12 protein-coding genes are annotated in these 15,735 nt (G+C 37.5%); 8 read left to right on the top strand and 4 right to left on the bottom strand.

Annotation, left to right across the window (positions count from 1 at the left end; all coding sequences use genetic code 11):
• Window positions 1–15: 15 nt before the first annotated feature.
• The 8 genes from AC1DDK_RS00460 to AC1DDK_RS00425 all read left to right on the top strand — a co-directional run bounded on the left by AC1DDK_RS00460 (window position 16) and on the right by AC1DDK_RS00425 (window position 13,033).
• Window positions 16–1,119, top strand: coding sequence for a DUF5007 domain-containing protein (locus tag AC1DDK_RS00460; RefSeq protein WP_337715096.1), 1,104 nt, complete (start codon window positions 16–18; stop codon window positions 1,117–1,119).
• Between the two features lie 26 nt (window positions 1,120–1,145).
• A complete protein-coding gene (locus tag AC1DDK_RS00455; protein WP_337715094.1) occupies window positions 1,146–4,349 on the top strand; it encodes a SusC/RagA family TonB-linked outer membrane protein in 3,204 nt (1,067 codons plus the stop codon).
• Window positions 4,350–4,373: 24 nt separating this feature from the next.
• Window positions 4,374–6,005 carry a RagB/SusD family nutrient uptake outer membrane protein gene (locus AC1DDK_RS00450; RefSeq protein ID WP_337715092.1) on the top strand — a complete coding sequence of 544 codons (1,632 nt, stop codon included), beginning with the start codon at window positions 4,374–4,376 and terminating at the stop codon, window positions 6,003–6,005.
• A gap of 21 nt (window positions 6,006–6,026) precedes the next feature.
• A complete protein-coding gene (locus AC1DDK_RS00445; protein ID WP_337715090.1) occupies window positions 6,027–6,803 on the top strand; it encodes a fasciclin domain-containing protein in 777 nt (258 codons plus the stop codon).
• Between the two features lie 46 nt (window positions 6,804–6,849).
• Window positions 6,850–8,457, top strand: coding sequence for a DUF5008 domain-containing protein (locus AC1DDK_RS00440; protein WP_337715088.1), 1,608 nt, complete (start codon window positions 6,850–6,852; stop codon window positions 8,455–8,457).
• A 55-nt stretch (window positions 8,458–8,512) separates the two neighbouring features.
• Window positions 8,513–10,306, top strand: coding sequence for a DUF4983 domain-containing protein (locus AC1DDK_RS00435; RefSeq protein WP_337715087.1), 1,794 nt, complete (start codon window positions 8,513–8,515; stop codon window positions 10,304–10,306).
• Between the two features lie 70 nt (window positions 10,307–10,376).
• Entirely contained in the window at window positions 10,377–11,825 is a 1,449-nt protein-coding gene (locus AC1DDK_RS00430; RefSeq protein WP_477633741.1) for a hypothetical protein, read from the top strand.
• Between the two features lie 98 nt (window positions 11,826–11,923).
• Window positions 11,924–13,033 carry a DUF5013 domain-containing protein gene (locus tag AC1DDK_RS00425; RefSeq protein ID WP_337715082.1) on the top strand — a complete coding sequence of 370 codons (1,110 nt, stop codon included), beginning with the start codon at window positions 11,924–11,926 and terminating at the stop codon, window positions 13,031–13,033.
• A 45-nt stretch (window positions 13,034–13,078) separates the two neighbouring features.
• Here AC1DDK_RS00425 and AC1DDK_RS00420 read toward each other — a convergent pair whose 3' ends face one another.
• Genes AC1DDK_RS00420 through AC1DDK_RS00405 form a run of 4 tightly spaced genes read right to left on the bottom strand, consistent with a single transcriptional unit; the run spans window position 13,079 to window position 15,689 of the window.
• Entirely contained in the window at window positions 13,079–13,378 is a 300-nt protein-coding gene (locus AC1DDK_RS00420; protein WP_172663715.1) for a response regulator, read from the bottom strand.
• Between the two features lie 2 nt (window positions 13,379–13,380).
• Window positions 13,381–14,097, bottom strand: coding sequence for a pirin family protein (locus AC1DDK_RS00415; RefSeq protein WP_337715081.1), 717 nt, complete (start codon window positions 14,095–14,097; stop codon window positions 13,381–13,383).
• A 25-nt stretch (window positions 14,098–14,122) separates the two neighbouring features.
• Window positions 14,123–14,752 carry an alpha/beta hydrolase gene (locus tag AC1DDK_RS00410; RefSeq protein ID WP_477611729.1) on the bottom strand — a complete coding sequence of 210 codons (630 nt, stop codon included), beginning with the start codon at window positions 14,750–14,752 and terminating at the stop codon, window positions 14,123–14,125.
• Window position 14,753: 1 nt separating this feature from the next.
• Complete coding sequence (locus AC1DDK_RS00405; RefSeq protein ID WP_477633740.1) at window positions 14,754–15,689, bottom strand: ring-cleaving dioxygenase; 936 nt, start codon at window positions 15,687–15,689, stop codon at window positions 14,754–14,756.
• Window positions 15,690–15,735: the final 46 nt, after the last annotated feature.

The following is a 15,735-nucleotide window of genomic DNA, read 5'->3' as shown; positions in this document are numbered from 1 at the left end:
AAATTAATAAATGTTATGTACAACATATTAAAATATAGAGTAGTTCTATTTTTGGCCATGATAATTGCTTTTTCGGGATGCAGGAAGATTTTTGATCTGCCTGAAGAAAAGGATTATTTAAGCACTAAAATGACTTATGCCATGACAGAATTTCCTCCGACTTTGGGTAGGCTAAATTTATATCAGGGCATTTTTAATCCCGATAATTCCTCAGCCCCTATGACCTTTGAAATTGTAAATGCAAGGTTTGGAGATGGAAGGTCGGCTGAAGATATGCTGGCCAAAAAACCGGTACTGGTGTGGACTCAGGAGTATACCGGAAATGAAAAGAGTGTAGCCGAAATTGACGCAAAAAGGAAAATTGAAGAGCGCCCGATGCTTGAGGTAAGACCTTCTGGTGATATTATTCTTTGGCCTTCTGCTACAAGTGAAGTCTTTAAGCCCCGGGATTCTGTAACTTATCCTCAGGATATCAGATATTTCGATGTGAAGGTTAAGAATTCAGGAGGAACGAGAATTATTAAAAACCTTTCTATAATTCCATACAGAGAGATACCATATTTTCCTGCAGAAGATATTAACAAATTTACCGGTAAGCCTAATACCACCACAGCAAATGGAACTACTTTACAACACAATTATCCCAATATTTCCGGGATGAAAGGTGAGGGAACCAATGATGATTTGTTTGCGAATGGAGGCGGGTTAAAAGGAGTTGTATATACATATATCAGAAAAGTACCTGGTGGAACTGGCAATTCATTAAGATTTAAGTTTTTGAATAAAGATTCAGTAGCGATAAATCCGGCCAAGTTTAATGAAACTAAATGGGATCAACTGGTGCATGGTTTTAATATGGAAAGAACAAGCGAATACGTAAAGTTTGATGTTGCATACCCAATCCCTGTTGCCAGAATTCCGACAAGGTTTACAGCGGGTGGCATAACAAACACATTTGGCGGATCTACAGCATATGTTGAGTTTGTTTATTCGCGAAGAGGATTTGGCGGTGCCAGAGAGCAAGGTGTGATTTCACAGCAGTTTGCCATTTATGAAAAAGGTGATTGGGAAATTGTATTTCACTTTAAAACTGTGAATCCAAAATTTGAAGACGAATAGAAATGTTAATGATAAAAATTAATACAATGAGAAAACAAGTAATTCTGCTATCGATTTTTTTCAGCTGCATTTTTCTATGCAAGGATTTGGTGGCGCAAACAAAGAAGGTAACTGTTAGTGGTACAGTAAAAGATGGCGGATCTAACGATACAATGGTAGGTGTTAGTGTTGCCACCGGTAAGCCACTTAAAGTACTTACTCAAACTGACAGTAAAGGCCATTATTCAGTAAGTGTTGATGATGGTGCAACTTTAGTATTTACATATGTAAGTTATGGAACAAAAACTATAAAATTAAATGCCGGGCAAACCACATTGAACGTAACTCTTAAAGAGGATAATAAAACGATGGAGGAGGTAGTAATTCGTGGTTACCAAAAAAGAACAAGAGAGGTAACAACCGGTTCATCTTTTATCGTTTCCGGTAAAGAAGTTCAGGATGTTCCGGTATCAAATGTGGAGCAATTGTTACAAGGTAAAGTGGCGGGTTTAAATATCCAGTTAAATACTGGTGCTCCTGGTTTACGTGGTACAATTAACATTCGCGGTTTATCAACTATCAGTACAACTGGATCGGGAAATGAAACATTTCTTCAACCTACTTCGCCACTATATGTTATTGACGGCGTTCCCATGGATGCAGATAAAGCTTCTGAGTATGGATTTCAACAACAAGGCCCTGGGGTGAGTCCAATCTCATTGATCCCTCAGGAAGATATTGCAAGTATTGAGGTATTGAAAGATGCAACAGCTACGGCATTGTACGGTTCAAGGGGTGCATATGGTGTAATTTTAATACAAACTGTACGAGGAAATTCAGCTGTTCCGCGTATCCGTTATACCGGTAACTTTTACATGAATGCAATTCCTAAACTCCGCAGTATTTTGGGTGGGAATGCTGAACGTGAGCTAAAATTATATCAGATCAATACCTATGGTAGATTCAGAGATCAGTATATGGTTTCAAATACACCTTTCTTAGCTGATAGTTTGAATCCTTATTACAACAATTCAACCGATTGGCAGGGCGTTTTCTATCAAAATACCTATAATCAAACACATAACGTTCAGCTTGATGGTGGTGATACCAAGTTTAGTTATAAGACGAACCTGAGTTACTTTTCTGATAAGGGTATTATCAAAAATACTGGTTTTGACAGGTATAGTTTGAATATGAATATGGACTATAAACCTACTGAAAGAATTAGTTTTTTTGGATCCATAAGAGGTAACGTAGGTAAGATCAAAAAGGCAAATGGAGTAGGGTTATTACAAACGGGTGTTGCAGCCGACGGACAAAAATCGTCATTACTGCCCGGGCCTTCATTCTTTCAGGCAACCAGTAGTGTATTATCAGCCCTGCAAACAAATACAGATGCAGGACCTAAGAACCTAAATACTTATATTGAGGGACGTTATGAGCTAATCCCGGGATTAAATTTAACTTCTGCGGCTAGTTATGATTATAATGTAGATACTGAAGATACTTTTACGCCTGCTGCTGCTAACGATCAATTTGCTAAGATATACTCTTTCTATGGATATACCTCGCAGCTATATAATAGAAATAACGTTTCTTATACCAGATCTTTAAATGAGAAGCATAACTTTTTTCTTAACCTTTTTAGTGAGATGTATATTAAAAAGGGACAATCAAGTATTACAAGATTAGAAAGATCGCCAAATGATCAATTTCAAGGACCATTAGGATATGATGGTTATTACTCTAGGGGCGGTGGTATTTTAACTTCTTTTTACGATCAGAATCAAATTTCATTTGCGGCGGCTTTTACTTATGATTTTGAGAAGAAATACATTTTTGATTTAACTTATCGTATTGACGGTACTTCCAATAACGGAAATAAAGAACCATATTCTAAGAATCCTTCAGTGGGTTTGAAATGGAACTTTAATAAAGAAAATTGGCTTAAAGATCTTAAATGGCTAAATTATGGAGATATTCGGGTAACGGCGGGTAGAAACATTTTTCCGGTTGGAAATTTGATCGATATTTATGGAAAGTACATCCCACGTGGTTTCTATAACAATAATCCACGGGTAGGAATAGATTATGAATATGTACCTAACCCTTTGCTTAGGCCAAAAAAAGTAACCCAATTTAACCTTGGTTTTGACTTAGGTCTATTCAACGGAAAACTTGATGTTATTTTTGATACTTATTATAAAAAGGTTGATAATGAACTGTTTGTTAGTCAATTATCTAATACCCTTGCTTTTAGTAAATATACAAGTAATGATGCAGCACTTGCAAATTATGGATATGAGCTATCGTTTACAAGCAGGCCTTTAGCTAAAGACAGCAAATTTAACTGGACTATATCCGTAAACGGAGCCTGGAATAATGACGTTTTAACAAAACTTCCTGAAGAGTATAACGGACAGTTTATTGAGTTTGATTTTAATTCTGGTTATTCACAGCATTTAGCAAAAAGAATTGGAAGAAATTCATTGGCTAACTACTTATATGTAAATCAGGGTGTATACGATTCAACAAACGATGTACCAATTGATCCTGTTACAGGTTTAAGATACAGGAATAATGATTCCGGAGATTTTCTTAATTCCTTCCAGGGTGGCGATGCACGTTTCTATGATGCCAATGGTGATTATGTATTGGATTCAAGAGATTTACAAGTTGTTGGTAATACACAGCCCGTGTTGACAGGTGGTTTATCTAATACTTTGAGTTATACTATGCCATCGGGTTCTACCCTTTCCCTTAATATTTATGCTACTTATACTGCAAAACGTTCTATTTTGAATAATGCCCTTGCAGACAGGTTAAGGTTGCTGAACAATCCGTTTGGTATCAAAGATGGTGTTTATGGCAAAAATCCACTTACTGTTGTTCCTGTTAATGACTTAAATATGTGGACAGGCCCTGGTTATACCAACGCCAGATTTGCCAATGCTTACGACTATGCACACAACGCTTTTGCGAATAATTACAGATATGAACAAACGCTTTGGATGGAAACCGGAAGTTACTTCAAAATTAACCAGATTACACTTTCTTATTCATTTGCTAAAAAAATGGCCAGACGTATTGGTTTGAACAATATACGTACCTTCCTTTCGGCAAGTAATATTGTTACTTTTTCTCCTTACACCGGTCCAAATCCGGAGGGGGTTACTGCAATTGGTAGAGATGGTTCAAATGGTTACCCGGTTCCCCGAGTATATAATCTTGGTTTTAACGTAGAATTTTAATTGAAGTCACAAAACTAATAAGACATGAAAAAATATATTATTTGCTTATTTATTGTTGTAAGCGCTTCACAATATGGCTGTAAGAAATTTTTGGATATTACTCCCATAGATAAACTTACAGGAAATAATTTTTACAAGACCAGGGAGGATATGGAAGCAAATATCACCGATATGTATGGTGAGTTATTTGATAAATATACACGAACAGCTTTTGCTGGAGCAACAGGTGAATTTCGCTCGGGAGAGGTAATTCCTGCGGCAGAAGGTGGCGCCGGTCGTTCTGCATCTGGATTAATCGGGGGGCACACCAGGCAAACGCCAAACCCTCAGGGAAGTACCGATAAGCAGAATGTTCCTTTAACTACTGTTAATGACAGGTACCTGCTGGCCGCGATATCTACCGGACCACCACCACCAGCTTGGTCTGGTTATAATTTTAGCGATTTAACCAAATGGGATGAATATTACAGAGTGATACAATCGGCTAATCTGATGATTAGTAAAATCGACGATGGTATTGCTGCACTAACGGCTGAAGAGTCTAAGCGCTATAAAGCTGAAGCCAAATTTATTCGTTGTTTTTGTTATTTTCAGATGGTTCGCTTATTTGGGGATGTAGTTTATTATACTGATGCCTTTCAAAAAGATCCTTTGCCAAGAGAAAATATGGTAACTGTTATAAATAATTGCATTGCTGATCTTAAAGATTTTAGAAATGATTTACCGTTAACTTTTACTGATCCATCTTTGAGGGGTGTGAGGGCAAACAGAGGTGCAGCAATAGGTTTATTGATGAATATGAATATGTGGAATGCAGGGTTTGATATTGCTAATAGAACTTCATATTATCAGGAAACAGCTGCATTGGGAAAAGAGATTATGGACAGTAAAGCTTTTCGTCTGCTTCCTCTAGGTGAATGGGCTAAAGTTGTAAAGGGCCGTTCTGAGGAAAGTCTTTTTGAATTGTTCAGAACACTGAATTACAATCAGGATTTGAATGACCCATTTGCGCAGGCTAATGCATATTCGCCCTTTGGAGATGCATTTATCCATTTCCCATACAAGCAACCTGAGTATACTCACAGATATAGCTACTCTGTATTTTCAACAGAATATATGAGAAAACTTTATCCGGATGAATCAGATTTAAGATTAACAATCTGGTTTGTTGCTCCATTTGATCAAAATGCTTCAACCTTTCAGTTAAGGAAATTTGCATTAAATACATTCGCAGATGCAAACAATCCTAATTTGGATTTGAATCCAGACAATACATATTTAATTATGCGCTATAGCGATGCTATTTTGTTACGTGCAGAGGCGTTGGCTAATCTTAATCCTGAAGATCCGATAGCAATAGAGTGTTTAAATATTGTAAGGGGAAGGGCCGTGGCTCCGCCGTACCCAACCGGAAGTAAAGATACAAATTTGAAAGATGCAATTTTTCTGGAAAGATCTAAAGAACTGATGGGAGAAGGAAGTCGTTATTTTGACCTGGTAAGAACTAAAAGAGTATTAAGTAAAGAGTGGACAGATAATCCATTGACTTCAGATAAGTTTAACAGGGGTGGTTGGACCTGGCCAATTCATCCAAACGCATTGTTCAATAATCCTAAGATGAGTTTAAATAACTATTGGATTGGTTCAGGTCTTTAATTTTAAATAATAGATAAATACATGAAAAATATTATTAAACGATACTTTAAACCGACGGCAATATTATTGATTTTGCTGGCAATGGTAATAAGTTCCTGTAAAAAAGACGACTATTATAATGATGGTGGTAAAGCCAACCCGGTTTTTAATGGGAATATAATGCAGTATTTGGAGTCGAACAACAAATTTGACACTATCGCTCAAATTGTTAAGCTGGCAGGTATGGAAGATGTTTTCAAAAATGAAAACATCACTTTCTTTGCTCCAACAGATGAGGTGATCAGACGCACTATTGGTTTGGTAAATACCCCCATTCGCGAATTGCAGGGTGGATTAAATCAATTGTTGTTCGATACGGGAAGAGATACTTTGAAAACCCTTTCTGATGTACAGCCTGAAATATGGAGGAAATTTTTAGGAAGATACATTTTTAAAGGTTCATATAGGTTAAAAGATTATCCTCAGGTTGATTTTAATTTGAGGGAATTGTTTCCGGGATCATACTATTACACATACGATAGAGATATTGCAAACATCGGTGTTGTATATAATTCCGTAAATGGAGTTAAGTATGTTGGATACCGCCAATTAACTATTTCTTATTTATGGGATCCATCAAACCCTAATAATTTTGCGACTGCGGCAGTTGCATCATCGGATATACAACCAAGTAATGGTGTTGTACATGTACTGGCTGTTAGTGTAGGTACTCCAATAGGAGAAGCTCCGAATGACTTTACTGCAAATATATTTGGGTTTAATGCTGACTTTTATAATGACGTAATGTTTAGCAGATAGATTTATAATAGTTAAAATATTAATAGAAATAATTTAAGATAAGCATATGAAATTTTTTAAATATATAAGTCTGTCAATGATCCTTGTAACAGCATTGTTAAGTGGCTGTAAAGAAAAGGAAACTTCATTTGAAGATCCGTATCAGGGTGGTATAGCACCTTTGGGAATTAAGATTGATCGCCAGCAAATACCTGTTCCCGCAGTTGGAATGGCAGGAACTGTAATTACCTTTAAAGCGACAGGTTTAGTGCCTCATAAAGATAAGATTCAGTTTCTGTTTAATGGTGAAAAGGCAGAGATTACGGAGATCACTGAAACCGGAATCAAAGCGAAAGTGCCTGGAAGAGCCAGTTCGGGAGTTACGTCTTTTGTTATTGATGGACAGCTGGTTTTTGGACCGAACTTTACAGTTACCGGATTTGTTAAAAAGGACCCTACCTTTAAAGTAGTAGCCGGTACAAATGGTTTTATTAGTAAGTTTTATCAGGTAGCGGGAGGTAATTTATTGTTGTTGGGTGGTTTTACGAACTATGATAATAAGGGGATAGTGAAGCCAATTAACCGTATTGTAAGGATTTTTCCGGATGGAACCTGGGATCGTTCATTGCTGAGCGGAGGCGCTGCAAATGGTGACCTTTACGGCATGGCCGTTGTAAATAGCCAATGGTATCTTGGGGGTGCTTTTAGCGGCTATGCACAGAGAGGGGGCATTAATAACATAACCAGGGTAAGTAACCAGGGAACTGTTGACACCATGTTGGTTGAGACTTATACAAAAAAACTGATATATGTTCCAACATTTAATGGTGGAACGGATGCAGCTATTACAGAAATATATGCATTTAATAATAAGATTATAGCATCGGGAAACTTCAAGTATTATCTGTCTCGCCGTTATGATCAACCAAGCAGACAGTTAAAAGATAGTACAGTTATTGATACTGTTGACGTGCGCCAACTGGTACGTTTTAACCCAAATGGAACTTTAGATAAAACATGGAGATTCGATCCTAATGCGACCGGTTATGGGGGAGCTAAAGGTAAGAGTTTACCGGGATCTAATGGGTATATCAGTACATTGATGCACACCGACGGAAAGATTTTGGTTTATGGCAATTTCACCAAATTTGACGATGCTTCGGCAGGATACGTTACCCGTTTAAACACAGATGGAACAATAGATGCAACATTCAATCCAGGAGGAGCAGGAGCTGATTTTATCGTAAACTACGCGAGTTATAATGAGACGACCAAGAAGTATCTGTTATGCGGAACATTTAAGAAATTTAATGGGGTTGCATCAGAAAGTTTGGTTATGCTGAATTATGACGGTTCGGTTGATCAATCGTTTGTTCCTAAAAAGTTTGTTGGGGGGTATCCTAATTTCACCAAACAGCTTAGTGATGGTTTATGCTTAATAGGGGGGTATTTTAAAACTTACGATGGGGTGAACAGACAAGGCTTTCTTATTACAACTGACAAGGGGGAAATTGCAGAAGGATATAATAATGTAGGTAACCTGTTAGGTAGAATAAATAATGTCTTTGAAACGAAATCTGCAGATAATAAGAGAGCGTTATTAATTGGGGGTTCATTCTTTGTTTTTGATAACATAGAAACGAATAATATTATTAGGGTAACACTAGAAAATTGATTATATTAATACATATAATCCAGACATGAACCAAATGAATTATAAATTAAAGAATATGAAAAAACATCAATTCAAATATTTTGTTAGTCTAACACTATGCTTGCTGGTGTTTGCAACATCCTGTAATAAGGATTTTGATAAAGTAATACCAGATGCGCCTGATAATGATGGCAACGTTACCTATAAAGTTCCTAAGGTTCTTTACCTTATTGTAGATGGTGCACGCGGTACGTCAGTTAGAGATGCGGGAACTCCAACATTAAGAACCCTTATTGATAGTGCAGTTTATACCTGGACCGGATTAAGTGATAATACTAATTATACCGACGCAACAAATTGGACAGATATGCTGACGGGAGTAAAAAAGGAGAAACACAACGTTTTATCAGAGGATTTTGCTGGTAATAAACTCGAAAATTATCCGGTTATATTTGAACGTATTAAATCGTTGAGGCCAGGTTTTCGTATAGCATCTTTTGCTTCATCTGATGTGTTTAAGGGTAAGTTAACCAAAGGGGCAGACGTTACAGAGTCATTTGGTGGAAACGACGATGCTGTAACTTCAAGATTGGTAGAATTTGTGAAAACTGATACGGCATCTCTGATTGTTGGGCAGTTTGGCGGTGTTGAGAAGGCAGGAAAAGCTTCTGGATTTGACAATTCTTTTGCGCCATATAAAGCAGCTATTAATAAGTTTGATAGTCAGGTTGGTGAAATTTTAGCTTCATTAAAATCAAGACCTACGTACTACAAGGAGAACTGGTTGGTTGTTGTAACTTCTAATAAAGGGGGGCAATTTACACTCCCTGTAGAACAAGACGATAAAACTCTTTTTAGTAACACGAATATCAACACCTTTACTATAATTTATAACAACAAGTATAACCCTACTTTCATTGCGAGACCATTTTTAGGAAATAGCTATTCCGGTACAGCAATTAGATTTAAAGGTGAACCAGAAAAAATCAAAGGTGTAGTGCAAGGAGCTGCTACTAATAGTGAATTTAATTTTGGCCCTGATGCGGATTTTACCGTTTCGGTAAAAATCAAAAAAGGAAAAACCAAAAATACTTCAAAAGGAGATTATTGGTATGAATGGCCATCGGTATTAGGTAAAAGGAATAATAGCAGCTGGGGTCAGGCGGGATGGAATATTTGCTTGTTTTATAATGGCTGGCGCTTTTTTGGAGCAGGAGGTCAGGACAACTCAAATGGTGATGAGGTTGGGGGTCTTGACTTTAGTGGAGATACCTGGCATGATTTAACATTTGTCGTAGAGAAAAAAGCGGATGGCAGGAGATATATCAGATTGTATACAGATGGAATAAAGGGGATTACAAATAATGGAGGTGGATTTGAGGCAAGTCCTGCAAAACCTCATACAAATGACAGACAGTTGTCCGGATTTCCAAACTACAACAACAATGATCCTTTAACAGTTGGATTTGTGGGAGGTGATGTTAATGGCGATAGAGGAGTTATTAACGTTCAGCTAGCTGAATTGAAAATATGGAAAACTGCACTCTCAGAAACGGTTATTAAACAGTATTCTTGTGACCCTACTATGGACCAAAGTCACCCAGCCTATGATTATTTAGCTGGTTACTGGCCTATGGTTGATGGAACGGGAGCAACACTTAAAGATAATGGACCCTTTCAGGCGGATTTTAAATTAGAAGGGGCTTATAGCTGGGAAAAATTCACAGATTTAATGTGTTCTCCGAGTAACACAAACTTAGGTGTATTGGTTCCAAAAAACTCTGACATTCCGACGCAAATATTAAGTTGGTTTAATATTCCAAGGCAAGAAAATTGGGCATTGGACGGTAGAGTTTGGATTGCAAATTAATTTAAGGTTTTCAGGGCTTTATAAAGTAAGTCCTGAAAACCTATTTAAAGATCATTATATATTTAAGGATATGAAAAGAATATTTACTACTGTACATTTATGCCTTTTGGCAATTACAGCTATGCTGATGATGTCATGTGAAAAGGAAAAGCTATCAGGAGTGCTCGCTAAGGAAACTGCTGCTAATGTCAAGCTTAGCGTGGAAAATAGAATTGATATTGGAAGTGGCGAAAATTTTACATTAAACAACGATGAATTAATCATTCCAGTAACGATCAATTTATCCGGTGCATCTGGAACGGCTTTCAATGTGCAGGCTACATCTAATTTAGATACTATTGCTACACTGGTTGGTAGTGGGACATTACCTGCTGGAACAATAGCGTTGGCCGAACAAACGTTTAATTTTCCTCCGGTGATTGATTTTGCATATGGGATAAAGAGTACAACTTTTAATCTGGCGGTAAGTAGAAGTTTTGTTGAGAGAAACCATAGCAAGTTATTGGCTCTGGCGATAAAAATTTCAGCTCCATCTAAAGGAAATGCAATTGAGGCCAATAAGAATGCCATTATAGTTGTTATTAATGCTGCTKAAGCGATTGCCGCTGAAGATGTACACTATATCTCATTTGCATCGGCTGGCTCTCCTTATTTGGTGCCAAATGGAACAAATTATGCAATTGGCACGCAAGATTTGACGATACCTCTAAATCTTGCTCTTGCAGGACTTGCAGGTTCCGATTTTACAGTGGATGTGGTACCGAATGATGCATTAGTAACTGCACTCATAAATAACGGAACGCTTAAAAATACAGTTGTATTAAGTTCAGGTAGCTATGCACTTACTAATCCAAAAGTTAAGTTTGCTCCTAATGAGAACAGCGCAAAACTTGAACTAACTGCCAGAATTTCAGAATTGTTGAAGAACACCAAGAAAAAAGTTGCAATAGGACTATTACTTAGAAACCCATCTAAATTCCAACTTGATGAAACGAAAAAAAGCATAGTGGTAGTTATTGATCCGGATCATTTTAGGCCTTATARTGGGACTCCTTTCCTTATTAAAGGAGCCATTGGTGCTGTTTCTGATATGATTCCTGCTGCACAGTACGATTTTGGCGGTGAAGGAATTGCATTCCACGATACAGGCGGTAAAGATGGTGTTGGTGATTACCGACCAAATGATAATGTTGATGTGGGTGACTATACTCCACGTAGTGTAGTAGGATGGACTTCTGATGGTGAATGGTTGACCTATACTGTTAATGTGGAGGAAAACGGAGAGTATGAGTTGAACTCCCTAATCGGTGCGCCAGGAGATAATGGAAGGTACAGTGTATTCTTTGATGATGTAAATATTACAGGGATACTAGCATCTGCCAAAACACCTGGTAGTTACGGAGATCAGCAACCAAACAGAACAACAGTTCAGCTTACGAAAGGAAGACATATCATGAAATTCTATATGAATGTGGGTGCTTATGATGTGAGGGGATGGATATTTACCAGAAAGAAATAATTATTTTGTAAATACATAAAAATAAACCAATCAACAGCAGCGATGGCTAAAATTTAATCATCGTTGTTGTTTAAAAAATATACCAAACTTTAAATAGTATGAACAAACTTTTTATTTTGCTATTAAGCATAGTTATTTTCGCTTCCTGTTCTAAAAGTAAGGACATTGAAGTTGAACCAGCTGAACAGAAAAGACCATTTGTGGATTTTGAGGCTGTTCCGGGAGATGATCCGTTTACCTTTGACTTTAAGAATAACTCCAAGGAATATAAAAAGCTTGAATGGCGTTTTGGTGACGATAGTGTTTCTTATGAAACTACTCCAAAACATATATTCGCTAGTGCTGGTACCTTTGAAGTCAACTTAACAGCAATAGCGGAGGATGGGTCTACTGCAAAAAAAGTGGTCCTTATTAAAATTATACCGGACAGTGCTGTAAATTTTATTGCTGCAAGTCAGGGTAGTAACAAGGTGAAATTTAGTGTTAAGTCTTCGAAAGTTACCGTGAAGAGTTTTTCGTGGGATTTCGGAGATGGATCAGCTGTTTCTGAAGAGGCAACTCCAATTAAAGAGTATGGGGCCGGTAATTTATATACCGCCAAGTTAAAGGTGACGACTGAAAAAGGATCTGTATTTACTGTTTCTAAATTGGTAACAGGTAATGGAACAGTAAAAGATATCACTTTAGATTATTTGCTGAATGTTGGTCCTAAATTTGTTCCATCGGCCAGGTTTGGAAGTAGATGGGGTATTGTAGCGGATTGGAGAGTAAATGCTGCGGTATTACAACGCGATGGTGGTATGGGTGGCTGGGACGAATGGGATGGAAATAGTATGTCGATGGAGTCATGGGGTGGTGAACCGGATATCATTAACGGAAAAATTCAGCAGACAACGCTAAAACCACTTCCGGCAGGCCAATATTATTATACGCTGGATTTTGTAGGATACCAATGGAAGAATTTGTTTTATACTGTAATTGCAAAGGGAGGAGAAATACCTGACGTTGATAAAGTTGAAAGTAATCCTATTGTTTTGGGCTATACAAAATCAAGCGGAAATCCAGATTCCGGAGCACCAAGAAAGTTCACTACAGCATTTACCGTACCTACTGAGTCTCCTGTTACTGTAGGTTTCGTAGCGACATTTATAGATAACGATCAGTATTTCAGACTCAGATCTATAAAGCTTTACCAATTGGATAAATAAAACACACAAATTAAATAAAGAGCTGTTACATTGTAACGGCTCTTTTTATTTTAAAGCCTCATAGATTTCGGTAAACAACAAACCGCTTCCGCCACCGTAATGAAATACAATAGGAATTTTGCGATTTACTTTTCTGATCACATGCTCTAGCTCAGTTTCTTCAGCCTTTTCTAATCCTGCCCCCACCAAAACCAGATCAAAGTTTGCTGATCTAAATGTTGTAATTGCCTGTTCCAGTGTATTTGCACCTATTGCACTCATTTCAGTATTGGAATTTACAAGCCTCAGAACTGTATTTAGAATTTCCTGATGGGTACAAACCACCAAAACCTCGGTCTTTTTCATAATTAATAATTCATTGGAACCTCCATTAAAAGGACTTCCATATTGTTAATTGCTTCAATGGTTACATGTTCAGTTTCCCAGATGCCGAATCCGTCTCTTTCATTCAGGATTTGATCGTTAATTTTTACATCGCCCTTAATTACAAATACATATAAGCCATTGTCTTTGTTTTTAAAATGATAATCTGTTTTGATCCCCTTATCAAATTTACCAATATTAAACCAGGCTTCCTGATAAATCCAAACACCCTGATCATCTTTATCTGGAGATAAGACTTGGGTGAGCTGATTTGGTTTCATCAAAGTATCATATCTTTCCTGATGATACCTTGGCGTTACATTGCGTTGATTTGGAAACAACCAGATCTGAAGAAACTTTACCGGTTCATTTCTGTTTTTATTAAACTCCTTATGGTAAATCCCAGTGCCGGCACTCATTACCTGAATTTCTCCGGCTTCAATAACCGCTACGTTTTCAAGGCTGTCTTCGTGTTGTAAGGCCCCCTCAAGAGGAATGGAAATAATCTCCATATTGTCATGAGGATGTTCACCAAATCCTTTTCCTCCATTAACCCAATCGTCGTTAAGCACTCTTAAGGCGCCAAATTGGATTCTTTCAGGGTTATACTGCATGCCAAAACTAAAAGTCTGATAGCTTTTAAGCCAGCCATGATCTGCAAGTGTACGCGTTGCAGCGGTATGTAATATTGTTTGTGCCATTTTAATTTTATTAAGCAAATTTTGATCAGACTTCGTCAAAGATGAGTTGCCTGGCCAATTCGATTTCTTTCTGACTAATTGTGTGAACTCTTCCTGCATAAATCTTCATAGAAATTTTTGCATTCATTTTTTTAATGATACCCTCGCTTACCTCAACTCTCCTTACCGGAACATGAGGATCAGGATCGCCTATTGTTATCAATATTGGCGTTTGTTGAAAATCGCCTTTATAGTTCCTCATGTTTATTTCTTTACCAATTAATCCACCGGTAAAGGCAACCGCACCACCATATCTGGCAGCATTTCGGGTAATATATTCAAGCGTTAAACATGCACCCTGCGAAAATCCAACAAAATAAATTTTGTCCTGAGGAATTCCTGAAGAGATAATTTCGCCGACAAGGTCTTTAATCACTGTAAGTGCGGAATCTAAAGCTGGTTGGTTTTGTTCAACAGGAGAAATAAAGCTATACGGGTACCAACTGTTATTGGTAGCTTGCGGAGCAAATAAAGCTGCATCATCCACCTTTAAATGATTGTTTAAAGAAATGATATCCTCAGCTGTAGATCCGCGGCCATGCAAAAAAACAATAGCTCTTTTAGCCTCAGCAACAGGAACACCTGCAGTTATAATATTTTTATTGTGTGTGTACATGTTAGTTTATTTTAGGTAAAATGCCCTCAATTTCTGATCTCATGTTTTCATATTGAGCAGGAAGTTTAAGGTTTGACCCTAAGTCTTCTAAAGATTCATCAACGGTAAAACCTGGATTATCGGTAGCAATTTCAAAAAGTACACCACCTGGTTCGCGGAAATATAAAGAATAGAAATAGTTACGGTCAATCTTTTCTGTAATGTTCAAACCCATTGCCACAACCTTATCTCTAAAGTACATTAAAGTGGCCTCATCTTTAACCCTGAAGGCAACGTGGTGCACAGATCCGCTTGCAACATGACCAACAGCTTCACCAGGGGCCTCTACAAGGTCAACAATGGCTGCATAGGTTACTGCATCTGTAACAAAACGTGACCGGTTCACTTCAGTTTTTTCCAATTTATATCCAAAAATGTCTGTTAAAACTTTAGCAGTACCATCCATTTTATTGGTTGTTATTGTTACATGATGAAAGCCATGGGTTGCATTTTCTTTGCCTATTTCAGGCGTGGTCCACTGTGCCCTTGCATCAGGAGTTTTAACTTCAGTCAGTTCAAATTTTAATCCATCAGGATCAAGAAAAGTCAGATACCGTTCTCCAAATTTTTCAGCAGGTTTGTTGTAGATTACATTGTTTTCTTCAAACCTGTTTTGCCAAAATTCTAAACTCCCGGCCGGAACACTGTACCCAATTTCGGTTACCTGTCTTGAACCTMGTCGGCCGGTCATAATTCCTTCCCATGGAAAAAATGTCAAAATACTTCCTGGTGTTCCTTGTTCATCACCGTAATAAAAGTGATAGGTATGTGGGTCATCAAAGTTTACGGTTTTTTTAATCAATCGTAAACCTAGTATGCGGGTATAAAAATCATAGTTCTTTTTTGCGTTTCCTGCAATTGCAGTAATGTGGTGCAGGCCTAAAATTCTGTTGTTCATGGCTACCTATTTTAGTGGTTTAATTAATTAATTCTTAAATAACACT

It is taken from the genome of Pedobacter sp. 05T44, from assembly GCF_056395985.1.
This window is presented reverse-complemented; position numbering and strand designations above follow the sequence as displayed.